The 26,602-nt window shown below is 48.1% G+C and carries 14 protein-coding genes; 8 read left to right on the forward strand and 6 right to left on the reverse strand.

Going from position 1 to position 26,602, the window contains the following annotated elements:
* Window positions 1–74 precede the first annotated feature (74 nt).
* The gene (locus tag NFHSH190041_RS09570; RefSeq protein ID WP_261921655.1) at window positions 75–1,973 is read left to right on the forward strand and encodes a methyl-accepting chemotaxis protein; all 1,899 of its coding nucleotides are present in this window, start codon (window positions 75–77) and stop codon (window positions 1,971–1,973) included.
* Between the two features lie 74 nt (window positions 1,974–2,047).
* On the opposite strand, the gene NFHSH190041_RS09575 is transcribed toward NFHSH190041_RS09570, so the two are convergent.
* The 5 genes from NFHSH190041_RS09575 to NFHSH190041_RS09595 form a co-directional block, all read right to left on the reverse strand.
* On the reverse strand, window positions 2,048–3,739 hold the full coding sequence (locus NFHSH190041_RS09575; RefSeq protein ID WP_261921656.1) for a FadD3 family acyl-CoA ligase: 1,692 nt from the start codon (window positions 3,737–3,739) through the stop codon (window positions 2,048–2,050).
* On the reverse strand, window positions 3,736–5,715 hold the full coding sequence (locus NFHSH190041_RS09580; RefSeq protein ID WP_315972935.1) for an FAD-binding protein: 1,980 nt from the start codon (window positions 5,713–5,715) through the stop codon (window positions 3,736–3,738). Before NFHSH190041_RS09580 ends, NFHSH190041_RS09575 begins: the two co-directional genes overlap by 4 nt.
* On the reverse strand, window positions 5,696–7,528 hold the full coding sequence (locus tag NFHSH190041_RS09585) for an FAD-dependent oxidoreductase (protein WP_261921658.1): 1,833 nt from the start codon (window positions 7,526–7,528) through the stop codon (window positions 5,696–5,698). The genes NFHSH190041_RS09580 and NFHSH190041_RS09585 overlap by 20 nt, the downstream gene beginning before the upstream one ends.
* Before the next feature lie 1,367 nt (window positions 7,529–8,895).
* Window positions 8,896–10,683: a class I adenylate-forming enzyme family protein gene (locus tag NFHSH190041_RS09590; RefSeq protein ID WP_261921659.1), complete on the reverse strand. Its 1,788-nt coding sequence runs from the start codon at window positions 10,681–10,683 to the stop codon at window positions 8,896–8,898.
* Between the two features lie 337 nt (window positions 10,684–11,020).
* Window positions 11,021–12,256 (reverse strand): MBL fold metallo-hydrolase, encoded by a 1,236-nt coding sequence (locus tag NFHSH190041_RS09595; RefSeq protein ID WP_261921660.1) that lies wholly within the window; start codon window positions 12,254–12,256, stop codon window positions 11,021–11,023.
* A 457-nt stretch (window positions 12,257–12,713) separates the two neighbouring features.
* On the opposite strand from NFHSH190041_RS09595, the gene NFHSH190041_RS09600 reads away from it, so the two are divergent.
* On the forward strand, window positions 12,714–14,129 hold the full coding sequence (locus NFHSH190041_RS09600) for a spinster family MFS transporter (RefSeq protein ID WP_261921661.1): 1,416 nt from the start codon (window positions 12,714–12,716) through the stop codon (window positions 14,127–14,129).
* A 96-nt stretch (window positions 14,130–14,225) separates the two neighbouring features.
* Complete coding sequence (locus NFHSH190041_RS09605; protein WP_261921662.1) at window positions 14,226–15,326, forward strand: Rieske (2Fe-2S) protein; 1,101 nt, start codon at window positions 14,226–14,228, stop codon at window positions 15,324–15,326.
* 247 nt (window positions 15,327–15,573) lie between these two features.
* On the opposite strand, the gene NFHSH190041_RS09610 is transcribed toward NFHSH190041_RS09605, so the two are convergent.
* Window positions 15,574–17,043 carry a coniferyl aldehyde dehydrogenase gene (locus NFHSH190041_RS09610; RefSeq protein ID WP_261921663.1) on the reverse strand — a complete coding sequence of 490 codons (1,470 nt, stop codon included), beginning with the start codon at window positions 17,041–17,043 and terminating at the stop codon, window positions 15,574–15,576.
* Window positions 17,044–17,779: 736 nt separating this feature from the next.
* On the opposite strand from NFHSH190041_RS09610, the gene NFHSH190041_RS09615 reads away from it, so the two are divergent.
* The 5 genes from NFHSH190041_RS09615 (at window position 17,780) to NFHSH190041_RS09635 (ending at window position 26,591) form a co-directional block, all read left to right on the forward strand.
* On the forward strand, window positions 17,780–18,745 hold the full coding sequence (locus NFHSH190041_RS09615) for a glycoside hydrolase family 19 protein (RefSeq protein WP_261921664.1): 966 nt from the start codon (window positions 17,780–17,782) through the stop codon (window positions 18,743–18,745).
* A 557-nt stretch (window positions 18,746–19,302) separates the two neighbouring features.
* A complete protein-coding gene (locus tag NFHSH190041_RS09620) occupies window positions 19,303–21,042 on the forward strand; it encodes a glycoside hydrolase family 19 protein (protein WP_261921665.1) in 1,740 nt (579 codons plus the stop codon).
* A gap of 421 nt (window positions 21,043–21,463) precedes the next feature.
* Complete coding sequence (locus NFHSH190041_RS09625; RefSeq protein ID WP_261921666.1) at window positions 21,464–23,890, forward strand: DUF1561 domain-containing protein; 2,427 nt, start codon at window positions 21,464–21,466, stop codon at window positions 23,888–23,890.
* Between the two features lie 622 nt (window positions 23,891–24,512).
* On the forward strand, window positions 24,513–25,520 hold the full coding sequence (locus NFHSH190041_RS09630) for a flavin reductase (RefSeq protein ID WP_261921667.1): 1,008 nt from the start codon (window positions 24,513–24,515) through the stop codon (window positions 25,518–25,520).
* A 219-nt stretch (window positions 25,521–25,739) separates the two neighbouring features.
* Window positions 25,740–26,591, forward strand: a complete 852-nt coding sequence (locus tag NFHSH190041_RS09635; protein WP_410010822.1) for a fumarylacetoacetate hydrolase family protein — start codon at window positions 25,740–25,742, stop codon at window positions 26,589–26,591.
* Window positions 26,592–26,602: the final 11 nt, after the last annotated feature.

Here is a 26,602-nt window from a genome sequence, read left to right on the forward strand (position 1 = left end):
GTTTAACCTTATAGTGAATCAGTCGTTGCTGGTGTATATTGCCCCCCCTGAATCAGAAGGCAGAAGTTTATGCTATGAGTAATACATTGAGGCATCTTTCCCTCAAATCAAAAATTATCATCACATCCACCGTCGCCGTTCTGGCCATGTCATGTGCCCTGACTCTATTTTCGACCCATGTTCTGGAAAAAGAAATTGATACCACCATCAGTGAAAGGATCAATGAGGTGTCAGTGGCGGCAACGGAAGGGATCAGCAATTGGATGGATGCAAAATATGCTGTGATAGATTCAATTGCCAAAGACATTAACCGTGTGAGCGATCCGAAAATGCTACTAAAGCTGGGCAACCGCGCCGGTCTGTTCAGTGATATGTATTATGGTCATCCCGATGGCACCATTATCAGCTCCAGTTACGCCAGTTATGGTGTGGGATATGATCCTAGAGTGCAGCCGTGGTATCAAGATGCTGTGCAAAAACAAGGCATTATCGCAACCAAACCTTATATCGGTGCCGGCATTGGCAAATACCTGGTCGCTATTGCTAAACCTGTCATGCAAGACGGTAAGCTGACCGGCGTATTAGGAGCCAGTCTGAACGTTGGTGATAAATTCAGTCAAATCACCCAAATGACCGTGGGTAAAAATTCTAATGTCTTTCTGGTCAGCCGCGCCGGAAATTTTGTCGCTAACAAAGAGACTAGATTACTCGGGCAACCAATCAACACGGTATATCAGCAAGTCAGTCAAAGTGATATCAGCCGTTATGCCGAGACCAAAACGCTTCACCTAATAGAAGTAGACGGCATACCTAAGATAATCAGCTTCCATAAAGTAAAAGGCACTGATTGGTATTTCGGCGTGGTAATTGATTATCAGGCAGAAAAAGCCCGCTTCCATGAAATGCTGGAACAGCAAGCATTGATTGTTGTCGTGCTGTCATTGTTGGTGATCTTCTGTACCGGTCTGATGATGAATTATCTGTTTAAAGATCTCTATAAGGTCTCTAAAGCATTAGAAAATATCGCTGTTGGTGAAGGGGATTTGACCGTACGGATTGATACCCAAAGTAAGGATGAAATTGGCCAGCTAGCGCACAACTTCAACCGCTTTGTGGCGTCCATGCAGCATATTGTCACCAATCTGCGTACTGTGGCGGAAGGGGTAACGGAGCAAGCCAGTTTGGCGGCAGAAAAAGCGGAGGAAAACCTGAAGCAGGCTAACCACCAGCTAGATGAAATCAATATGATTGCCGCAGCATCTGAAGAGATGAACTGCACCACGCTAGATATTGCCAGTAACGCTGAGCAAACAGCTGATGGCGTGAACACCACAATCGAGCTAAGTGAAGATGGCCTGCAACAGGTCAGCAAGAGTCAGCAGTCCATCACCCACTTGGCGGATGAAGTCAGTGAAGTCTGCACCGTGATTGAACAGCTCAATCACCATGCGGGAAAAATCAATGGCATTATCGGCAGCATTCAGGATATTGCCGAGCAGACTAACTTATTGTCACTCAATGCCACCATTGAAGCGGCTCGCTCCGGTGACGCGGGCAAAGGGTTCTCCGTGGTCGCCAATGAAGTGCGCATTTTGTCACTGCGCACCCGGGAAGCAACCGAAGAAATCCACAGCATGGTCAGCACCCTGCTCGGGGTGATTGATAATACCGTCAAAGTGATGGAGCGCAGTGGCAAAACCGCCGTCAGCAGTGTGGAAGAGGCCAATAAAGCCTGCGACAGCTTTAAACAGATAGCCGAAGCCATTCACAATATCGGTGATATGGCGACTCAAATTGCCAGTGCAACAGAGCAGCAAAGCGCAGTAACCCGGGAGGTCAGTGTCAACGCTGATACCATCCGCAATGTAGCCGAGCAATTTTCCGTTGAGGCCAATGCCGGTACTGAGCGGGCGGCAAGCCTAAATCAGCTGTCTCTTGAGTTGCAGCAAGAAATTGGTAAATTCAAAATCTGATCCCATCTGTTTGACCCACAAAAAAGCCGCCTAACACAAGGCGGCTTTTTTATATTTAGTGATTCCAAGCACTACTATGGCTGAAACAGCGCGGCGAGCTGAGACTTAACCACCTTATTCGAGGCATTCACCGGCATGGCCTCAAGTAGACGCACAAATCTGGGGACCTTGTAGTTGGCCATTCGCTCCCTACACCAGAGAATAAGATCCGCACTATCAAGCATCATACCGGGTTTGAGTACCACAAAGGCGCATCCCACCTCCCCCATACGCTCATCTGGCACACCGATCACCGCACTCTGGGCGATGGCAGGATGCTCTGCTAACTGCGCTTCAATTTCGGCGGGATAACAGTTAAAGCCCCCGACAATAAACATATCCTTGAGGCGGCCACTGATGGTCAAATTCCCCTCTGCACTCAACGCGCCCAAGTCCCCGGTGTGCAGCCAGCCAGCATGATCAATTGCTTCTGCCGTCGCCTCGGGGTTATCAAAATACCCCTGCATAATATGAAAACCCCGGATACAGATTTCCCCGGTTTCCCCAGCTGGCAACCAGCTACCGTCACTGGCTTTAATGGCAATTTCAGTGCCGTTTATGGCCTGGCCACTGGTTAACGCAATGACCTCATCACTGGCGGCCGGATCGCAGATACTGGCAAGGCCACCACACTCGGTTAACCCATAAGCTGTGGTCACTGTGCTAAAGCCAAGCTCAGTTCGCATCCGCTCGATCAGTATCGGTGGAATACTTGCCGCCCCGGTTGATGCTGCGCGCAGGCTAGAGAGATCCGCCCGAGGCAGATCAGGATGAGCCAGCAAAGAAAGGTACAAGGTCGGTGGCCCGGGCAACACACTGATCTTATCCTGTTCGATTCGGGTCAGTACTTCAGCGGCATCAAACACCTGCTGCGGCACAATCGTGGCACCGGACAGCAAGCAACTGAGCCAGCCGGCCTTATAACCAAAGGCGTGGAAAAACGGATTCACAACCAGATAGCGATCACCGGTTACCAGCCCCAATACCGCGACAAACTGCCGAAATGCCTGCATGCACGCGCCATGGCTGCCCATCACCCCCTTGGGTTTTCCTGTGGTGCCTGAGGTAAACATCAGATCAGCCAAATCTTCCGGCTTAACTTGCTCACAACGCAACATAGCCGCTTCCGGGCTGACTCGCGCCGCCCGGGCGAGCCAGGTTTCCCACGCCAGCACGGGCACAACAGCTGGATGGCTATCATTCACGCCCTGTCCTAACTGAGTTAACCTTGCCGATGCGATTTGGCTATCACGACCGATGACCACCAGCTGCTCAACACAATCTGGGGCATAATCCAGCAAAGCTGCCGGATAGTCTGTATTAAGAAAATCCCCAATGCTGAATAACAGCCGCGTCCCACTGCGGCGCAAAATATCAGCCGCCTCTGTCGGTTTCATGCGGGTATTAAGCGGCACTAAAACGGCGCCGGCCATTTGTAACCCCAACGCCGCCAGTACCCAATGAAGATTATTCGGTGCCCATATCGCCACCCGATCACCCGGGTTAATGCCGCTGGCCATCACAGCGCGACAAACCGTTAATGCGCGTTGGGGCAGATCCCGATACAGGATCTGCCAGCCGTTATCTTCAATGGCGACTCTGTCAGCAAAACGGGTGGCCGCATCAAATACCTGTGCTGGGATGGTCATCGGCAAGGCACTACTGTCAGCCGCAAGCGTTTCAGCTGTCTGCGATGTATTCAAAGGGGGACAATTGCGCTGGGTCATAGGGTCTCTCCATCGGTTTGCAGCTGCTTGGAAGCCGTTTTATCTTGAGCTTGATTGGCTTGGGCTTGATTGGCACGGACATGATTTGCGTGACTGGCTGGGGCAAACGGTTGATTTACCTTGGCGTTAGTAGTCGCAGCGTTATCGCTAGCAGTAACAGCAAGCTGAGACACCAATGCTTCATCGGAGAATGCTTCATCGGAAAATGCCTCAGTGGAGGATAGCGTTTGCTCAGATGCCGTTTGCGGCGTCGATGCTACCTCGTCAGTATGGTTATGGGCAGATGCCAAGGCGCGCCCGGCTCTGCGACCGGAGTAAACACAATCTGCCAAGGATAAGCCACTGATATATAAATTCGATGGGATCCCCACTGCGCTGCGCCCGGCAGCATACAAGCCGGCAATAGCGCCTCCGCCCTCATCTAATACTGCGCCACTGCTTTCATCGACCTTTAACCCACCCAAGGTTAATGCGCCTAAGGGGAAAACCGGGCTGGATACGGAAATATCCAACGCATAATAGGGCCCGGCCGTTAATGGGGTACAGCAGGCTCGGGATTTTCCCATCGGTTCGTCAGTTTCTGCAGCAATCGCCTGATTATATTGCCGAATACTGTCACCTAACTGCTGGCTGTTCATGCCGGTTTTAGCGGCTAACTGAGTCAATGTGTCCGCTTTTTTAGCCCCTAAGGTCATCAAGGCCAGTGCTGGCAGAGACTGAAACCACCAATAACCGCCCAATAGCGCCTGACGTATTGCCTTACGTCTGAGCGCCGCATCCAAAATCAACCAAGCTTTGCCGCCCTGCTCTTCACAGATAGCGTGTCCCAGGGTTGCGCCGTAAACCTCTTCATTACAAAAGCGCGCGCCATCTGCATTGACGGCGATGCCATTAGGCCAGCACAGCGGCGGATTAATAAAACGCCAAGCTGAAACTCGATTAAGATGCGCCGCTTGCGCCCCGACAGATTGTCCCAGTCGCAGGCCGCTGCCATCACAGCCGGTCGCACCAATCTTAAAATTGCGCCGATAACCGGGGGCCAGCTCTTTGACCAATTGCCGATTAAAAATATAACCACCGGTACTGAGCACCACGCCGACAGTGGCACGCACATTCACCGGCTCACTGTACCTTAGTTCCAGGGCCGCCAGTTGATGACGCAGCCGATCGCACAGGGCTGGAGAAAAGTTTTGCCACTTTTCCGCCCACCTTGCCAGCCGTTGATGTTTCTTTGCGGCGGCACTCCCCGGCGGCAGATGCCAAATCTCGGCGCCAATCACTCTCCCCGTGGGGTTACGCAATAATCGGCGAATACGGCTTTGTGTCATAGGCACGACGCCTCGTTCAAGGCAAGCTGACTGCAGGTGGTGATATAACACCTTGCCACCATGGCCGCGCCCCTTGGTGCGATGCCCCCTCGGCGCAGGATTGTGTTGTCCGGCGAAACGAGGCACTAGCTCATTGCCTGAGTAATACAGGTAATATCCATCAGCTGGATAGGAAGTCTTCCCTCCGGGTGGCATGGTGGCGGCAAAAGGAACCCCGAGGGATTCAAGCCAGCGCAGATTCTCCCGACTGCTGCGGCAAAAATCCCACAAGGTGTCATCACTGATCACCCCACAGGTTTCATGTCGCAGATATTCATACATGGCTTCAGGGCTGTCATTTACCCCAGCATCTGCTTGTTGCGCTGTGCCGCCTCCGGCATACACCACGCCGCCACTCTTGGCACTGGCACCGCCGCCCATAAAACGATCGGCAACAATCACATCCAGCCCATGGGATTTCGCTTCTAGTGCAGTGCAGGCACCCGCGGCCCCCCACCCGGCAACCAGCACTTGGGTAGTCATATGCCAATGAATGCTATGCTCAGTCACAGTCTTGGGGGGTAATATTTCGGTTGTGTGAGCACTTTTCTGAGCCGTTATATGAGTACTTGTGTCAGTTGCCGTCATATCAACCTGCCTTGGCCACATGAGGGGCTTGGCTGTTATCAGACTCAGCAACTATCTGCTCGGCTTGGGGATGTTCTGCCTCACGTCCATCTGTATTCGGTGAATCTGGTTCAATTGCGGCCTGAGACTGCAAATGGTTGGCAGCAATAAAGCCGAAAGTCATCGCTGGGCCTAAGGTAGAACCTGCTCCGGGGTAACTTTCTCCCATTACCGATGCCGAGCAGTTACCTATGGCATATAAACCGGGGATCACGGCGCCATCCTCTTTCACCACCCGGGCTAATTCATCCGTTAACAAGCCCCCCTTAGTGCCGATATCTCCCGCCTGCATCGGCATTGCATAAAATGGCCCCTTACTGATAGGTGCCAAACAGGGGTTAGGTTTGACATTGGTATCACCGTAATAACAGTCAAAGACATTGCCGCCGCGACCAAAGTCTTCATCCACCCCGGTTTGTGCAAAGCCGTTTACGCGCTCAACCGTCTCTGCAAGCCCGGCGGCATCGATGCCAATTTTATCCGCCAGCGCTGCAAGGGAATCTGCTTTAAAAAACAGCTGATCCTGCCAATCTTTGGGTAAACGGCTGTCGGGCATAATCTGCCCCGGCATCAACGGTCCCATAGCGTAATTAAACCGAAATGAGGCATCAAAAATGACCCAAGATGGCAGTGACTTACCACCAGTGGCACTGTGGTTGTCATACATGGCCTGACCAAATTCCAGATAGGGCGCCGCCTCATTGAAAAACCGCTGACCATTGCCATCAACCACTATCGCGCCGGGGAAAGCCCGCTCGGCAAACACGGCTCTTGCCTTATCTTCACGGGGAACATTAATGGTGGGAGCCCACCACCCCCATTGCATTAGCTCAGTAGCGGCACCCACTTTCAGCCCGGCTTCCAAAGCTGCGCCAGTATTGGCACCGGGTGGAGTAGCACTCCAATGACACTGGCTGCCGCGCCCCAAATATTTATCCCGCAGGGCTTGATTCTGCTCAAACCCACCACTGGCCAAGATGACCCCTTTACGAGCGTGAACGCACAGTGTTTTGCCATCCCGCTTTAATTTCACCCCACTTATGCGGCCGTTATGTTCAATCAAATCGGTAAAATCAGTTTCTAGCCACAGAGGGATGCCACGATCCAACAGTGATTTACGCAGTGATGCAATTAAACCTGATCCCAGCGCCGCTCGGCGATCACGGCGAGTTTTACGCCGCTGGGAAAAATCCAGTTTGTATCTGAGCATGAGTTTTATCAGCAACCAACGCCATCCTCGCTCGCGCGCCATGGCTTTATGTGCATCCCTTGCCGTCCAAGCAATTTTGCCCATCAACAGGGTTGATGCTGAGGCGCGGCGTTGGTTGTCAATTTCATCGCCCAGCACACTGGTATCAAACAGTTCCGGATCAAGTGTGCGACCACCTGCCAGTGCGCCATCTAAATGGGGGTAATAGTCAGGGTATTTTTCTGCCACCGCATATTTGACCCGGCTGTATTTTTCCAAATATCGAATCATTTTCGGTGCATTATCCAGATAGGCATGTAATCTGCGGTCACTCACCAAGCCTGCAGTAGCGGCCTGTAAATAGGCTAATGATTTTTGATAATTATCATCCCCGCCTTTGGCGCGGAAATGATCATTATTGGGGATCCAAATTCCACCACCGGAGAGCGCGGATGTGCCACCGTATTTATCGGTTTTTTCCACCACCAGCACCTGCATACCATGGTCGGCAGCAAATACCGCCGCAGCTAGCGCCCCGGCACCGGAGCCGATAATTACCACATCGGCGCTATTGTGTTTCTCTGCGCTGTTATGCTCTGCTGTCATTATGCTCTCCTGCAATTGCGCCACCCAAGTGGCATCCCATCCATTTGTGTTTAATGCTTTTTTCGCCCATGTAGGTATTCAAGCTCTACAAACAAGGGCAATATCCGAGTACAACATCCAAGTGCTAGATCTCATCTCGATATCTATGCGCGATATCTCAGTGCTATATCTAAGTCAGCCAAGCGTGAAATCTGAATACGGTTCAAAAACTTCTGCCATGCACCAACGAAATAAGCTGCTAAGTAACCTGCTGGATAACCAGCTAAATAAAGAGTGAAACAAAAAATGTGGCTAAAGCGAAGTTCAACAGATGACCCAAAACCAGTTCTCGACTGCCACTAAACATACCAAGCACATGGGCATCCAACTTATCCCGCCCTAATTCCTGCTCCCTAATTCCTGCTTAAGCGCGAATATCAACTAAAAAAACGACTGCTCAGCAAAACACCACTCCTCACTAAAGCACCAATAGCCACTAAAGCACCCATGCCAGCTAATTAATAACTAAGCCCACCCTCAGAGATGCCCTTAACGCTATGCCATGCCAAGCATTTAGGCATGCCGAGCATTTAGGCATGCCGAGAACATCAAGGTTAATCTTGTTCAACTAGGCATACAGTGAGCACCGATGCCTTATAAATACAAAATTGCGTACTTGCCTAACATATATATATGTAATGCATCTGGCATTAACAAAGCGACTTAGTTTTTATCACGCTTGCCGAAGCCTCACCTTAGCGACATCGCTCGATGCACATCTAACGACAGAGTTAACTAGCAGCACGCTTAGCTAAAAACACGGTAACTAAGGCGCAGTTGAATAGATGCGGTTAAGACATAAGAAGCCATGAAAATAATTCATCCACTAATCACTGCATCCCTTACCGACATTCCATTTTCAACATGTAATCAAGCTTTGATGGCACACTCGTGATGCACCAGATAAGCCCGCATTAAAACGCCATCTTGCTAGATCGCTACCAGCGAGCTGACCACAATAATTTCGCTGCAATAATTTTCATCGTAATTGTTTAACTCGCTGACGCACATCACTGTCCACCAGCAATTACGATGCCATACACACGCTATAACTCTAGCATTTCGACCTGCAAATCATTTATATAACAAATACTTATTCAACAACCCTTTATTGCATAATCTATGAGCATTTGTTGCACAGCTTACTGATAACCATTTTCATGATACGAGTTGGTTGTTGCCATCAGAATTATTCACACATGACATTCAACACGCCCCCTGGCTCATACCAGTATCTGTGCCTGTGCAAGTTAAAAGTGGCGCTTCAATATTGCTAATAGCCACTGCCACGACATAGGCACTGAATAATCGCACTGGCCGCCTTAGCATTAAGCAGTCGCAGTATCAGTGCTATAGGTTTGTTTCAACTGACTGCGTAATAACTTACCGGCCGGATTACGTGGCAGGTTCTGCGCCAAAATATGGATCCGCGACGGCACTTTATACGCAGCGAGTATCCCAGCGACATGGTCTCGCAGCTGTTGCTCATCAACTGCGCTACTCACGACAGAGACCACGGCCACCACCGCCTCACCCGTCTCTTCATCCGGGACCCCAAATACCGCCGCCTCGCGCACTGCGGTATGACGCAATAAACAGGACTCAACTTCTGCCGCGGCAATATTCTCGCCAGCGCGATTAATCACATCCTTTAACCGGTCAACAATAAACAGAAATCTGTTATCATCCAGATACCCTAAATCGCCGGTATGCAGCCAACCGTTGCGTATAGTGTCAGCCGTGGCCGCCGGGTTCCCCACATACTCATCCATCACAGTGATACCTTTTAGGCACACTTCCCCCGTCTGCCCCACCGGCATCACCTCGCCGATAGGATTGGTAATTTGCACCTCGATCAATGGCGAAATCACCCCAGAGCTTTTGGGGGCACCGCGAAAAAGATCGCCAGATACCGCCGAGCCAACCCCGTTGGTTTCCGTCATGCCAAACCCGATACCCACCATCTGCTGCGGCAACTTATCCAGTACCAGTTCCACCAAGGTTTCCGGCAACCCTGCACCACCAAAGCCAAGGCCAGAGAAGTTATCCAAAATATCCGGGGCAAAAAAAGCAGGTTCACGCAGCAACTGCATCACCATTGAAGGCGCACCATTAAACTGGGTTACCCGCTCCTGACGCATCGTTTCCAGCGCCTGAACCGGCTCCCATTTGTGCATAAAGACCAGCCGCCGCCCGGTGCGTAGCGCCGTGAGGAGTTGAGCATGCAAACCACTGACATGAAATAGCGGTACCGCCGTCAGGATCACTGGCTCACACGCCCTTGCCATGATGTTTTTGACAATATCAGGGGATGTCATGGCAGACAGAGCCGAAATGTAATCGATATTAAACAAGGCTTGGCACACCGCCTGTTGACTGGACAATACCGCTTTCGCGCGACTGGTCGCCCCGGAGGTGAACAAAATCAGTGCTGGATCATCGGTATGACACACAGGCAATGGCAATGGCGGCTGATCAAGATAACTGGAGATCACTTGCCCATACTCTGTGATATGCCCCGTTACCCCGCCATTTTTGACACTGGGTATACTGGCGTCTGGGCTTATACAGGCTTGCTCTGTCTGGCTTTGATTGCCAATTAACAGTAGCGGCGGCAATTTGATCACCGCCCCATTCGCGTCAGCTTGAGGATTTGGCTGACTCAATCGCCGTAGCCGGTCTTTATCACAAATCAGCAGTTCAGGTTGAATGTCATTGATAGCCGCGAGCAATTCTTCTTGCTTACCAAAACTATTTAGTGGTGCAGGCACAGCGCCAATGCGAGCCAAGGCACAAAAGGCCACCACCCACTCCGGCCGGTTACGACAGGCTATCGCCACCGCACTCCCCGGCCCGACACCCGCTTCATGCAGCCAATGGCACAGCGCATCCAGCTCAGCAAAAAAACGCTTAAAACTCCATCTGTCTTGGCGGTAAACCATAAAACAAACGTCATCGTCTCGACGGGCTTGCTCGACCACGGCGGCCAGACTCTGCGGGGCATGGCGGTAAACCGGCAATGCCTGACCCCTTTTCTCCCTGACAGTCAGTTCAAAAGGGGCTCCGGGTGCGGTCAGCTGGGCACTGACCTCCATTGCGCGGGCAACTGCATCCATGACGTAATACTCCTGATAAATAGCTAATATCTTGTTGATTATTATGTTTTTAAATCGTTTTATTCAGTCTAAGCCGCTCTGACGCCAGCTCAGCGAACAGAAACTCATCCTGTATGACTAGCTAAGCTGAGTGACTAAGCTATGTAACTAAGCTCAGTGGCTATCTTGTCAACCGAGCTTATTAATCGAGCCTGTTCATCACCTCAGCAATAGCTTGAGCCAGCAACTCAAACTTGGCTGTTGAACTTGCAGCTCTGGCAAGCCAAGCCAAAGGCTAAAGCAATCCCTTGCGCGGCAAGCTAATTAGCGCCTTCTTAACTTTGCTGCATCGCTGGCTTTATGCTGTGTCATCTTCGCTCGGCTCATAGACAAAATCGAACTCATCACTTAAGGGGCAATAACTGTCGGCCGCATTGTCCGCGCCAGACTGAATAAAAATTTTCTCCTGCCACAACAGATAATTAAGATGCGCAAGGGTTTCCCCCAAGGCCAACATGGTTTCAACCGGCCCTAATTTACGGGGAAAGAGTATCGATAATCCTTGATACACACTGATACTGCCTTGCTCAACAATGGCTTGCTGCAACAGTTGTAATTGCTGCTGATGATGCTGACTAATCTGCGCAGCACGAAGACGATGACCATAAAATACCGGCCCATGGGCTGGCAGAACTAAGGGATCGCCAGGGAGCGATGCCAAACGTTGTAATGAGTCAAGCCAATCTGACAGTGGATTCGCCTCAGGCTCAATTTCATTAACTAACACGTTGGAGCTAATTTTGGGCAGCAGTTGATCGCCACTGAGCAGTAACGCATCGTCAGCACACCAAAGGCAGGCATGCTCCGGCGAGTGGCCAGCGCCAATAACCACCTGCCATTGACGGTTACCAATTTCCAGCGTATCCCCATCACTAAGGCGACGAAAACTGGGAGGATAACTGCCCATAAAAGGATCTTTACTGACCGTATCAAATATCTGTTGTTGCACCGTTTGTGGCACACCTAAACGGCGATAAAATCCCGTTAAAGATTGCGACAAGGCCGGGCCATGACTGGTGGCCACTGCGCGCAAGAAATAATACTCACCGCCAGTCATGTACAAAGGCACATCAAATGCCTGCATCAACCAAGGGGCTAACCCGGCATGATCGTAATGAAAATGGGTACAAATCACCCCTTTGAGCGGTTTGCCATTGCCGTAACGGCTCAATAACTGCTGCCAAGCAAGCTTGGTGGTATCCAGCGCTAACCCGGTATCCAGCGCATACCAACCGTCGTCATCTTCCAATAAATAAACATTGATATGATCCAGCGCCATCGGCATGGCCATTCTGGCCCAGAGTATCCCCGGCGCGACGCTTACCGCATGACCACCAGGCGCCGGCGGCGCTAATGGAAAACGCAGTTCACCATCAAGATTGCCTTTCGCATCAACACAGGCATTAGTACTGGCATCAGCATCACCCATATCGGGGAAAGCAGCAGAAGCTTCTGGCAGCCGATACGCCGCCGCATCTTGTGTATTGCTAAGTGATTCAGCGGCGAAGTGCTGGTCTGATCCAGACGGCAACAAGGGAAATGCGTGCGGCTGCGTGATCGATGGGCAGCCGGAACCCCGCTTTTCGTCATGGGGTGATCTTGTCACTTTAGATGCTGTTGCCTTGGGTATAGTCAAATGTCCTCCAGCGGATTTCCCGCCAAACTGATGGCTCCATGAAAATCCATTCCATGGCTGGCAAATACGTCCAAAAGGACGATGTTGCATTTTTTGTGGCCGCTACCTTTTGGCTATCACAAACAGAAAATCCATAACAAATTCACGGACATTGAATCTTAAACAATCGTTTTTGACATAAAGGCTCAGTACAGAAGCAGGCATCACTCACCATCGTGGTTATATCAGCCATAAATGATGAATATTGCTAATCGCGGTGGCTGGGACGACAAAGCAGGAACGCCACAAGATGTCCACCTATGTCCATTAAGGGATATCCAAGATATCTGCCCCGGGCCCAGACAAGGAGCAAGTCATGCAGTCATCCCCCAATCCGGTCAATTGGCGTACCCACACCACCCTAGTGTTACTGGCCCTGGTTTACGTGTTTTCATTTATTGATCGCAATGTGATTGCCATTGTGCTTGAGCCTATCAAGCAAGAATTTGGTGTGTCCGATACCCTGATGGGCCTGTTAACCGGCCTGGCTTTTGCCATCTTGTATGCCGGATTAAGCCTGCCATTGGGACGCATGGCTGATAACGGGGCTAACCGGCGTAATATTGTGGCAATTTGTTGCGGGCTGTGGAGTTTTGCCACCATGGCTTGTGGTATGGCGCAACAATTCTGGCAAATGATGCTGGCGCGGATGACGGTCGCGGTAGGGGAAGCTGGCGGCATGGCGCCGTCGATCTCCATGGTGTCAGATCTGTATCCGCCTCACCGGCGTTCACTTGCCATCAGCGCCTTGATGCTTGGCCCCCATATAGGGTTATTGGCTGCCATGGTATTAGGTGGCTGGATTGCGCAGGAGTATGGCTGGCGGGCCGTCTTTCTCTGGTTCGGAGCCCCGGGTATTTTGCTGGCAGCGCTGCTGTTTATCCTCTGTAAAGATCCCGGTCACGGGGTGTATGACCAGCCCACAGCAGGAAAGAAACAAGCAAAAGACAACCGCCCCTTTATGGCGCAGTTAAGCGGCATAATCAAAGTCAAAGGGTTTGTCTGGGTCGCTATGGGCTGTGCACTGGCAGGGATGGCTGGTTACGGCTACGGCATTTGGGCACCAACCTTTATGGTGCGTAACTATGATATGTCACTGGCCCATGCCGGGATAAGCTTTGGTATTGCGGGCGGTATCTTTGCTGCTGCTGGCTCAATATTCTCCGGCCTTTACTGTGATAGATTAGCCAGTCGCGATCCGCGCTGGCAGGTAAAAATGCCCATGATTGGGATATTGATAAGCCTGCCTCTTGGCGTTGCCTTTATGCTCTGGCCAGCGGATGCCTTTTGGATGTTGGGCGAACTCAAAGTGCCCCACGCTATTATCTTTGCCGCGCTATTTAGCTTTTTCGCCTCTTGGTGGCCCAGCCTGTCTTATGCCGCCGTCAGCCACCTGATGACCAGCCGTCAACGGGCCACAGGTGCTGCGGCACTGAATCTGTTTTTAACCCTGTTTGGCGCCGGATTTGGCCCACTGCTTACCGGTACCCTGAGCGATCTGTTTGGCGTATCACTGGGGCAAGATGGTCTCAAATATGCCTTAATTGCCACCTTATCACTGCTGCTGCTATCGGCTTGGTTTTATTACAAAGCCGCTGCGCCATACAGCGAGCGTATCAAAGCACTTAGCGACCAACGCATTGCGACTGATGACTTTGATGATGTCACGACCACAGATGAGCGTGACTCCGCAGAACTCAATGACACAGATAATGCGCTACCGGTGAAATAGTCACACCGGAATAACGCCCGATTATATAAGCACAAAAAACTGGCAGCCCATGGCACCACAGGCCGGTAAATAAGATCACGTTACAAGGAGAGAACTATGGCTACATCACAGGATTATCGCCTGGGTGATTTCACCTTCCCACGGGGCTGGTTTATGATTGCCACCGCTGATGAAATCAATACCCACAAGCCGCTGGCAATTCGTTTTTTTGGCCGCGACTTTGCGCTATACCGCGGCCGCGCAACGGGGCGGGTAGTATTACTTGATGCCTATTGCCCCCATATGAAGACCCATTTGGCGGCGGAAAATGATACCTCCTATGTGATCATTGACGGTGGCGGCACCAATATTGATGGTGATGGGATCCGTTGCCCATATCATGCCTGGCGTTTCGGTCCTGATGGGCAATGTGATGATATTCCGTACCATGAAGGCCCTATTCCCAAAACGGCCTGTGTTAAATCCTGGCCGGTGGTGGAAAGCTTAGGGGCGATTTGGGTCTGGCATGATCCGGAAAATGGTGAACCTGAGTGGGATCACCCCTCCTTGCCCCAATGGGACCAAGCTGACTGGGTACAATGGCAATTTGATGATTTAGGTATGCTGGAGCAACATCCACAGGAAGTGATCGACAATATCTGTGATTATGGCCATCTCAGTCCAATCCACGGCTCAACCGTGCAACGCTATGAGAATGAGTTCACTGGCCATTATGCTATCCAGCGTCAGTGTGGCCCGCACCGGACCTTAGTCGGGGATGATGGTGTCAGCCCAATTTTGCACACAGATACCCGCTACCATGGACCAGGAGTGCTGATTTCACACCTAACCGGTTATTACGAGTCTATTTTGATGATCACCCATACGCCGGTGGAAGATGGTTCAGTGCGGGTATGGCATGCGCTGTTGGTGAAATCGCCCAATGGCAATGCCACCGCAACGGTGGAGGATGCTATCGCTGCCCGTCAGTTCCAACACGCCAGTAAGTTAGCATTTGAGCAAGATTTTCAGGTCTGGACCAATAAAGGCCCCTGCCTTAATGGCCTGTTCTTGCCCAGTGACGGCCCCTTTATGAAAGCCAGAATTTGGTACAAGCAGTTTTATAATTCCAGAGCCCGCAAAGCCGAGTTTCTGGATAAATGCGAAGGCACCTACGTCCCTAGGGGAACAGAGCCTTACACTATCAAGCCTGAGTAATCTTCAGCTTGTATCAGCCATAACCCACAGGCAAGGTTAACTAGTCTCCTCTAACAAAAAGCACAGTGCGCGGTATACGCACTGTGCTTTTTTACATAAGTCCCGTTATATTTGCCGATAAGCAAAAACGTTCATTGCCCGATTAATATTCATCGTAAACATGTCATAAACAAATCCTAAAATCACTTTAGGCTGTATTTATATACAGCCTAAGGTGAATCTTAGAAAAGCACTACCGATAAGGTACTCAATCAGGTACAACTTGTGACGCCATCATTGCATCAAACCCATCATAAAATGGCGGTAACATGCCCCACTCTGCCCGAGGATCATGCGCAGGAACGGTAAAGACTGTTTTTGCATGACTGAACTGTAAAAAACCTTCTCGACCATGATAATGTCCCATTCCTGATGCGCCCGTACCGCCAAAGGGCGCATCATGCATCGCCGCATGCATTAAAGCATCATTGATGGTCACCCCACCACTGCGGGTTTGATTCAAGACCTGCTGTTGCTCTGCCACATCGGTCCCCAAATAATACAATGCCAACGGGTTCGATCTGCGGTTGATATCGGCAATCACGGCATCTATCTGCTGATAAGTGCGGATAATCAATACCGGCCCGAATATTTCTTCCTGCATAATGGCCGCATCATCATCAGGGCATATCACCAATTGCAGCGGCAGACGGCGATCTGGTATCGCTAAAACATCATGGCTACTAATCACTGTTACGCCACGTTTTTTTGCATCATCCACTAAGCCACAAATACGCTCATAGTGATGTTGATTGATAATCGGGACATAATCAGTATTACCGGTGACAGTAGGATAATATTGCCGGAAATAGTGGCAAAGGCTATCGATAACCGTCGCGAGGTTATCCTCAGGAACATAAAGAATGTCTGGGCTGATACATAATTGCCCGCCATTGGTCGCCTTGGCCAAAACCAAACGGCGACAATACTCATCCAGATCCCCTTGGCTACCAATAATTGCCGGCGACTTGCCGCCCAGTTCCAGCGTGACGGGGGTAAGATTCGCTGAAGCCGCAGCCATCACTTTGCGCCCAACCGCTGTAGAGCCGGTAAACACTAAATGGTCAAATGGTTGGGCGGCAAATTGCGCGCCGACTCGGGCATCACCATTTATCACAGCAACCAGAGCTGGGTCAACAAAACGCGCGAATAGCTCAGCCAATGTTTCAGCGGTACGAGGGGCCAATTCAGAAGGTTTAAGGATGGCTCGATTTCCCGCTCCTAACACACAAGCCAGCGGGCTAAGCAGTGTAAATACTGGAGCGTTCCAGGTTCCCATAATGCCAACAACGCCTTTAGGCTGATAGATTACCTTAGCATCAGCACCCAGTTGGTCATACGGGGCAAAAGGCGTTCGACTCTGTTCCGGTACCCAATGAATAAGGTTATCTCGCACATGCTTTAAACTGGCCATCGAGCCAAGCACGTCATTCATCAGCGAAAAGCCTTTACTACGGCCATCAAAATCAGCCTCCATGGCCGCGGCCAATGATTGGTGTCCTTCCACCAGCAATGCAATCACTTGCTGCAAACGCTCCCGACGCTCATTCACGCTAATTTGCATATGCGCTAAATGCGCTTGTTGCTGTCGATGCAATAACGCCGACAGTGCACTATTCGCATCAACAGATGAAGTAGCAGATGGCTCCGTAAGTGATGGTGAGACTGATGCTGACATAGTATGACTTCCTTATTCTTTAATATGTACATGTGCCGTCACTTAACTCCCAATAATAAAGTGATATCTGAAACCTTCACTGATAGGGTAAGCAGCGCATTTATCAGCCTTTTTAATACATCAGCAGGCCACTACAGGCATGGTCCAAACAGACCACTCTTACTGCCCAAACTATATACGGGACATTACAGCCTATCTCGTTGGAGATTGTTTCATATATGAATATTGTAATATGCGATAACTAAAAATATTAAATAATGAATTAATCACCCCTTTATCAATGATTTTTTGATCAGATTTTTAGGTTAATAATTTCAACACGTTATATATCACCACACCTATTAATGAGTAATAGGGATTATTTTTAAGCAGTAAAGTGAGCAAAATAGATTATTAGCAACGGACAGTAAACAAGATTTATCATATATTAATCAATAACTAACCACACTCTAACAATAGCATAATCACTGTATTGCATTTTGCAATTAACCAAGGTAATTTATATCGGAAGATGTCAATATTTTCAGGTTGGTTTTATCGTTTACATTGACGCAAATGACAGACGTTATATTACATATAGCTACAACTATTACGAGGCAGGAGATATCTAAATATAGACATTAAGAGATAGACACTAAGATATAGACGTTAAGGTATAGACGTTAAGTATTAACTATTTAATTGAATTGCTAACCCTATTTCTGCATGGATGCCAAATTAGTTAGGTGGCCATTATATGCAGATAAAAGTAAGACTGTTTTATTGTTTACTGTCCATTTTATTAATAGGGGGATGGAGTAAAGCCACGACTCACGACAAACTGCCAGATACTCAATCCTTAATTAAACACAATCATCCTGTCCCAGTTAACACCATAAGTACTTCTGACATAGAACCATTATCAGTTCACAACCCCACCAACGTTAAACGCGTTGAAAGCATTTTATCTTATTCTGATTGGGATTATTTATTCCCGAAACGAAATAAAAAATACACCTACACATTATTTCTCCAAGCAATCGGTAGATTTCCTAATATTTGCCAAAATTATCATGATGGTCGAGATGCCGATGCCATTTGCCGCCGGATTTTAGCAACGTTATTTTCCCACCTTGTCATAGATACAGGTGTTAAAAGCAAACAATGGCACATTACAGAGTGGCGGTTAGGGTTAGCGAAACTAAGAGAAATCAAATGGACAAAACATATTAATTACCTTAATGAATATATAAAGAGAAGCATTAGCGTAAACACAGTTAACATCAACACTAATATCGACAATAGCAACATTCCATATTTGCATTTTTTTCAAACTGTATTTCACCCTATTGGAAATGAGTTTTTTTCATCAGCAATGATTAATGGTGCATGGTTAGAACTCACTTATGCCATGTATTTAATAAGCAATAACAAAGCAAATAACACATCAATAATTGAAATAATTGATGGCAGTTGGAAGCCAACAGAAATTGATAGAAAAAGAGGGTTAACATCAGGATTTGGCATAACAACACAAATTATTAACGGCGATAAAGAGTGTAACCGTAATATTGAAACATCTGCTTCGCTACGGAGAATATATAACTTTAGATCCTTCTCAAGTTATTTAAATGTACCGATTGATAAACATGAAAATTTAGGTTGCAAAATTCTACTGAACAGTCACAACAGTCATAATGAATTTACTGAAGCAAACTGGTGATAAACAATCCAATATTCACATCCAAACATATATCAGTATAAATCACACAGGTAACAATATTCTATTGTTCATATCCACTATTTCACTCACCAAATTATTCACTATGATACTGATACTGATACTGATAATGATATTTATAATTTCACAACAGACTTGTCTCGCTATTCCAAGCATTATCCAATAAACAATATATAATACTTCTAACTATATAATTATTAAGTTGTACCACTTTATCTATATCTCTAAATAACATCCTCGGCCATATTCACCCTGATGGAAACACCATGATTTTTATTCGATATCTGAATTGAATTTTAATCTTTACCAGTGTAGGTTTATATAATATTTTGAATCTTAAACAATGGTATTTGTCTTACACTGGCATTATATCCAACTGTAAACATTAATAATTAATACCAGTTTTGTGATTCTTAACTAAACCATATGACTTTTTACTTATAATTTTTATTCACCTCAATCATAGCAACTTCATAAACGGTAAAAGAGAAAACAAAATTTTCTGGCGACGAGATGACGATGAATAACATGAGAATGACATGATGAAATTTAACTATTTAGCCATATCGTTACTCACCATATCATTTGCAGCTACTGCAGCCCCCCTTTATGATCCAACTAAAAGCTATCCAGGAGGAGAGCAAGTCTCTTTCAATGGCGATATTTATCAAACACAATGGTGGGCAAACCCGAATCAGTCTCCTGCAGATATTACTGATGTACCCTGGGAATCCCCCTGGATATTACTCTCTGAAGGCAAAGGTGAAATTTCTCCAGACACACCACCTGTCACCGCCCCAATTGGTACAACCCCTGAAACGCCACCGACAAATGAAGATATCCCGACATACAGTACAAACCAACACTATCAGGGCGGCGATATCGTTCAACATCAGGGGAAACGCTATCGCTGTATTCCCGGCGTCACTGTGCCTTGGTGTTCAGGTGCAGCTTGGGCTTACGCCCCGGGAACCGGAACCGCATGGACTCAGGCTTGGGAGCTCATCTCTCACTCTGATGTTCCCCAGCCAGTATCGCCCCCTGTCGCGGTAATCCCCACCCCACAACCGCCCATTACGCCCCCAGCGCCAGCCCCTGTTCAGCCAGTAATGCCTACACCAGAAGCTCCCGCACCTGTAGCGCCGGGGACAGGTTATACCATCACCCGGGCGGCACTGATGGCCAAAGAAGCCGAACTAACAGATTTTCCAGCAATGACAGCGGTGAAACAGGCTATCCGTACCAGAAATAACGATGTTGTGGAACACATTCTCCCTAGCGGGCAAGCCAACCCTGACAACGTCAAACGGGTAGAGGAAATTTTATCTCAGACAGATTGGGACTATTTGTTCCCCAAACGGGATGAGGCTTACAGTTACCGAAAATTTTTACAAGCTATCGGCAAGTTCCCTGCGATCTGCCAGGATTACCCTGACGGCCGCAATGCCGATGCCATATGTCGCAGAACATTGGCTACCATGTTTGCGCATTTTGCCCAAGAAACCGGTGGTCATACCGCCCATTGGGATGTCCCAGAATGGCGTCAAGCATTGGTTCATGTCAGAGAAATGGGCTGGAATGAAACCATGCGAGGCGGATATAACGGTGAATGTAACCCCAATGTCTGGCAAGGACAAACTTGGCCATGTGGTACTTTTGCAAATGGCGAATTTAAGTCCTATTTTGGTAGGGGTGCCAAGCAGTTAAGTTATAACTATAACTACGGACCTTTCTCTGAAGCCATGTTTGGCACAGTCAGAACCTTATTAGATAATCCTGAGTTAGTTGCTGATACATGGCTCAATTTGGCCTCTGCGGTATTCTTTTTCAGCTATCCCCAACCACCCAAGCCATCAATGCTGCATGTCATTGATGGTACTTGGCAACCCAATAACCGCGATCTGGCCAATGGACTGACCCCAGGGTTTGGGGTCACCACCCAAATTATCAATGGCGGCGTTGAATGTGGCGGGAGTGTCGAAGTGGCACAATCGCGTAACCGTATTAGCTATTTCACCTCATTTGCTAATTACCTCGATGTGCCAATTGATGAGAATGAAGTGTTAGGTTGTAAAGGCATGCAACAATTTGATGCTGATGGTGCCGGAGCAATCAATATTTATTGGGAAAAAGATTGGGGGTGGTCAGCTGACACCCCTGATGGTGCAGCCTACGCTTGCCAGTTGGTCGGCTATCAAACTCCCTATTCTGCTTTTAAGGCTGGGGATTACGAGAAATGCGTTAAAGCTAATTTTCCCAATGTGACTGTCGTGGATTAAACCTGATACGTCATACTGCTAGCACTTAATTAAGCCTCCGATTAGTTCATCGTTTACTGTGAATGAATTAATCGGAGTAAATATAAACAATACAGGATGTCTATAAGTACAACTCATTTATTCATATCACATTTATTTTATCAATGAATAAGAAGTCCCCTGTCATGTCTGAATAGCGATATTACACCTCACCAATAATACTAGGGTATTTATATATCCTTTACTTAAAATAACCGGCTATACAAATTTCATAATTTATACTTTAAATTTATTTCTATAAATAATTACTATAACGTATAAATATACCCACTAACTATCCAATAATCTTTACTCCTCTTTATAAATCAATACCTAATAGATAGATTTAAATAGATACAGATTAGACTCACTAAAGCAATAAATAACAATAATAGGACGGAACATGTATCATCTACCCAAATGCATAAAATTACACAGTTTCCTACCCACACTGATAATGTGCTTCCTATTATCGTCCGCTAAGGCTGCCACCCCAGAAAAGACCGACCCGGCGCTTGACACCAATTTTGAAGTCAGCATCAGAAATGGCTATAGCTATTGTGTTGCACCATCACTGTCATCCAAAGACAACACATATTATGCCTATGAGCTAGCGAGAGACAGCGCCCTTGATTGTATCGGCCATGACTGGCGCTATGATGTCCATGGCCATATCTCTACCCTCATTACCGATGATGAAAATAACGAACGTTATCTGTGTATGACAGATACCGCGACGAGCAATCGTGACACCTATTATTATATAGAATTACATCCCTGCTCGGTAAATAATGTCCGGCAAATATGGAAATATAATGCCGATACAGAACAAATGATTAATCAACATACAGGTAATAGGCTACAGGAAATCAATTGGTATCTTGCCACTGCAGCAAACAGCGCAAAATTATATGATTTAAAAGTGACGGGGAGAAAAATCCTCTTTGCTTTAGTTCCTGCCCCTTTTACCCTCGCCTATGATTTTAATTTTCATTATTCATTTAACGGACAATCCTTTACCCGTATTTTAGGTAAAGATGGCAAAATCAGTAGCGGGAAACTCAGATATCACCCTGATACCAAGCAAATCACCACAGTGTTGAGTGATGGCAACCAATACTGTCTGCGCTCAAATATGATTGGTTCGAGTAAAGACAGTGAGTTTATCTCTTTTCAACAATGCCCAGATAGATACGCCGATGGCATTGTTCCCCAGCCATTAAAATGGAATATAACGACTAGCACCTCAGGTAAAAATAATAACCGTATCCATAACCTAATTATCACAGATATTAAAGGTAACTTTTTTGGTGTCGAGCGCGCTGGAGGCATTTTAATTGGCACCGGCTATACCATCAAACCTAATGCAGTGAGTAAGATCCCTGATCTGTTTAAACCTTTATACCTGTTTCAAGATGGCGGTGAAACAGCCAGCAGAAAGCGCTATTTCTGGGGAAATTACCTTGGCTCCTTGAGGCCAGGAATATGTCCTAGCCCTGGGGTATTTACCAACCCACCTGATAATCCTTTGCAAGCCAATCATACTCAGCTTCGCCTACCGCATAACTTTAATCTTTCTCTTTGGATATCTCGGCTATTTAGTATTACTACCCATAATGGTGGCTCTCAATTTGCCGGGATCTGTGGGGCTTGCTTGGTCCATGCGGTAGAAATGATTTTAGAAATGCACCGGCACGGCAATAATCCACCAACAGCATCAGTTGGGCCACAACTGTTTACACTCGATGCGGCAGTAACCACGATGGCCAGTTTTCAACAACGCTTCCCCGCACTATTTAATCAATTCAGCCAGCGTTTCACTGCCCAATCAACCCAAATTTATGATCAACAAAATACCGCACGAGATGCCATTTTATTTCTACAGGATGTCACTGGCGATGCGATAGCCAATATGATTGGTGGCAGTGGTTTAAGCCTCTCGTCTTCTATTTACTTCAACCAAACCGAACGCTTAGGTGCTACCGAACTGCAGCAAATGCTGACAGAAATGCGCAACAGTCCCACAGGCACGCTATTTATTACTGTGGGTACCGTTATGGATGCCGTCACGCAAGAAGTAGAATCTCATTCGACGGTCTTTATTCGTACTCGCAATGGCTTACATGGTATCCCAACACGAGATAGAACTTTTGCCTCTCAACAAGCGTTTCAAGACTTGGTGATGGCAGACATAAACGACTATCAAAGCTTAGAAAATGCCCTGCGATATTTTAACCCTCAGCGATTCAGTCATGTGCTAGACAGTGTTATTTTTACCTTAGCTCCTACCGTCACAGTTGCTACAACAGTAGAAGCATTTGACCAACGTATGTTGTCGGTTGGTAATTGCACCATAGGTGGCGCAGTCGGTGGTCTGCCAGGCGTTGAACACGGTGCTGGTAGTGGTCTGCCATTTGCTTCAACATCAGAGGTCTTCCAATGTGCACCGGGGCGATGTGATACCAGCCTTCCCCAATCTGCGGCAAATTCTGCTGAAAATTTCTCTCCTAACTGGCCGGGACAATGCCAATGGTTGCGCCATGCTAATGGCAGATGGATTTGGGATGGGAATTCACGGTGGGCGAAACGTTATACCACAGCCGCCAGTTGCCAAGCGGCCAACCGCTGTCAATATGGCGGAGCTTGTTACCGCTGGAAAGTATCTACTCGGGATATCGGTGTGTGTCAGCATCTGTGGCGAGATAAACATAACAGATGGCGCTGGTTTGATTATCCATTCCACACCAGTATGAAAGCCTGCCAACAGGCTAACCGCTGTCACTCTGGTGGCGCATGTTTTCGCTGGAATGAACAGCGTACGCCACTTTAGCGGCAGCGCGAATTATCGTCTGTGTTTATCAATAAACATAGGCAACCAAGTAAAGAAACTGAGCCGGCTAGTACAAATCAGTAACCTAGTCGGCTTTATCTTATAAGGCCGACACGTTAGCTTCCCGGACAGCCCCCCTTTTAGCATGGATCTGCCACCATTATTGCCTCAGTTAAGCTATTCACTCTCAGCCATCAAATGGCGCCAAATATATCCTGAGCACCATCATAGTAAATAACATTGTCCCTCATCGCTTTAGTCCAAATCGACGATGGCGCTGTCTCAACCCATAAAGATACTGAGTGCATGATTCTAGGGTCTGTTGACGTTTCAAGTTTGTTTTTGCAGCGATTTGAGGATGCTTTATACAAGGCAGAGGCTTTGATAGGTAGTTGCGCTACCTGATAAGCCGATAACGCAGTAGAAAGGCGCCCCAAACGCTGCCCGAAGGGTTCGTCTAAAAGCGTTTTACTCTTTGTTGAGTGGCTTTTGCTTAGAATAACTAGGCCGCAACCCACTCGCCGCGATTAAAACGCTTTTATCTCGAACAAAATTTAATCACGGAACATCAACAGACCCTAGCCAATGGCTTGAAAGAAAAGCATTAAATAAGGGATGGACAATGTCAGCGCCAAACTCAAGCAACCACACTCCAAAAATTGATCCTAAAGCCCTGCGCAGCGCCCTAGGCACCTTCACGACCGGCGTCACCATTATCACAACTCAAGCTGATAATGGTGAGCCGGTTGGTTTAACGGCCAATAGCTTTAACTCGGTTTCCCTCGAGCCCCCCTTGGTACTGTGGAGTCTGGCAAAAACTGCCCTCAGTTTGCCGATATTCAATACTGCAGAGCATTGGAATGTACATGTGCTATCGATGGATCAACAAGCACTCTCCAACCGCTTTGCCGCCCGAGGAGAGGATAAATTCAAAGACTTGCAATTAGATCAAGGCATCACTAACGCACCACTTCTAAGTCAGTGCAGTGCCCGCTTTCAGTGTAAAACCGCCTTTATCCATGATGGCGGCGATCATGTCATTTTTATTGGTGAAGTACTGGATTTTGACCAAAGTAATCTGCCGCCCTTGGTATTTCAAAGTGGCCAATATGCACTTACGGCCCGTAAGCCATGGCAAGATGTCAGCCTCAGCCAGGCAGATGCCCCATTAGAATGCAGCTATACCGAAGACTTACTCGGTTATCTGCTGGGCCGCGCGCACTTTCAGATGCTTAAAGGCATGCAACAGGAGCTCGCTAAATATGATTTAACCAGCAGCCATTTCTTTGCCTTGTCGGTATTGGCGATCCGCGACGGCCTTACGCTAGCACAGATTAACGCTCACATTGACTATACCGGGCAAGCGCTGACACAAGGGCAACTGGATCAACTTATCCACGCCAACCTGTTAGCTTACCGTGAGAGTAAAACCACAGATGCAGAGGTATTTCTCACCGAGCAAGGCCGCCAAGCATCATTAGGCCAAATAGCCCAAGCCAAAGCCATTGAGGATGAGTTAATCGACGAGTTAGGCCGGGGGGATGTCACGGCACTTAAACTGTTGCTCAAGCGCATCATTCATCAAACTGATCCTGGCTTGCCGGATCTGTGGTCAACGGATAGCAACTAACCCAACAGCAAAGAGTAAGACACCCCTTGAGGCGGTTAACCGCCCCAGAATACAAAACAAAGCTAACCCAGACTCACAGGGCATACTGTTATCCCGGCTAACCCGCCGAGATAACAGTCCATCCCACTGGCATTGCAGCCATTAGCCATGCCGGGCTATACCAGTTTGGTTTAATCGTTATTTACTTTTTATGTTACTGACATTATCGGGGAACACCTTATGACATCAGCTGCCAGCAATATACTCCGTTGCACTACCGAAGATAACCCGCCCCTCTCCAGTCAAGTGCATCAAACCTTTGCTAAGGCGCTATATCAAGCGATGAAACAGCGTCAAACGCTGGCGCCACTGATTACTCAACCCTTTGGCGAACAGTTAACACTGGATGATGCCTATCAAATATCACTGGCCACTTTAGCGCTGAAACTAGATGACGGCGAGCAAGTCGTGGGGAAAAAAATCGGCGTTACCAGCGCGGCTGTGCAGCAGATGCTTAATGTCCACCAGCCAGATTTTGGTTTTCTGACCGATACCATGCAATACCCCAATCAATCCTGTATCAGTCTGGCGGATGCCAACCTCATCCAACCCAGAGCAGAAGGTGAAATTGCTTTTTGTCTGGCAGAGGATTTATCCGGCCCCGGCATTACCGCCATGGATGTTCTCGATGCCACGCAATGGGTTGCCCCCTGTGTTGAAGTGGTTGATTCACGCATTGATGACTGGCAAATCTCCATTATCGATACTGTCGCTGACAATGCCTCCTGCGGCGTATTTGTGCTGGGCGAGCAACGCGTTGATCCCCGCAGTATCGATTTAGCTCAAGTGCGCATGACCATGTGCCAGAACGATCTGCCGGTAGCGGAAGGCTTTGGCAGTGCCGTTCAGGGGCACCCGGCTCAGGCTGTCGCTTGGCTCGCCAACACCTTGGGACGCTATGGCATTCCCTTTAAAAAAGGGGAAATTATTCTCTCCGGCGCATTGGCTCCTTTAGTGGATGTGCATGCCGGTGACAGATTTTCAGTGGAGATCAGTGGCCTTGGGAATTGCAGCCTGAGTTTCTGCCCCTAAGCCAACCCGCT

The organism is Shewanella sp. NFH-SH190041 (assembly GCF_024363255.1).
GTDB lineage: Bacteria > Pseudomonadota > Gammaproteobacteria > Enterobacterales > Shewanellaceae > Shewanella.

Coding starts and splice junctions, on each gene's coding strand:
- NFHSH190041_RS09570 (WP_261921655.1), top strand. CDS start 75: ATGAGTAATACATTGAGGCATCTTTCCCTCAAATCAAAAATTATCATC.
- NFHSH190041_RS09575 (WP_261921656.1), bottom strand. CDS start 3,739: ATGACCCAGCGCAATTGTCCCCCTTTGAATACATCGCAGACAGCTGAA.
- NFHSH190041_RS09580 (WP_315972935.1), bottom strand. CDS start 5,715: ATGTGGCCAAGGCAGGTTGATATGACGGCAACTGACACAAGTACTCAT.
- NFHSH190041_RS09585 (WP_261921658.1), bottom strand. CDS start 7,528: ATGACAGCAGAGCATAACAGCGCAGAGAAACACAATAGCGCCGATGTG.
- NFHSH190041_RS09590 (WP_261921659.1), bottom strand. CDS start 10,683: ATGGATGCAGTTGCCCGCGCAATGGAGGTCAGTGCCCAGCTGACCGCA.
- NFHSH190041_RS09600 (WP_261921661.1), top strand. CDS start 12,714: ATGCAGTCATCCCCCAATCCGGTCAATTGGCGTACCCACACCACCCTA.
- NFHSH190041_RS09605 (WP_261921662.1), top strand. CDS start 14,226: ATGGCTACATCACAGGATTATCGCCTGGGTGATTTCACCTTCCCACGG.
- NFHSH190041_RS09610 (WP_261921663.1), bottom strand. CDS start 17,043: ATGTCAGCATCAGTCTCACCATCACTTACGGAGCCATCTGCTACTTCA.
- NFHSH190041_RS09615 (WP_261921664.1), top strand. CDS start 17,780: ATGCAGATAAAAGTAAGACTGTTTTATTGTTTACTGTCCATTTTATTA.
- NFHSH190041_RS09620 (WP_261921665.1), top strand. CDS start 19,303: ATGATGAAATTTAACTATTTAGCCATATCGTTACTCACCATATCATTT.
- NFHSH190041_RS09625 (WP_261921666.1), top strand. CDS start 21,464: ATGTATCATCTACCCAAATGCATAAAATTACACAGTTTCCTACCCACA.
- NFHSH190041_RS09630 (WP_261921667.1), top strand. CDS start 24,513: ATGTCAGCGCCAAACTCAAGCAACCACACTCCAAAAATTGATCCTAAA.
- NFHSH190041_RS09635 (WP_410010822.1), top strand. CDS start 25,740: ATGACATCAGCTGCCAGCAATATACTCCGTTGCACTACCGAAGATAAC.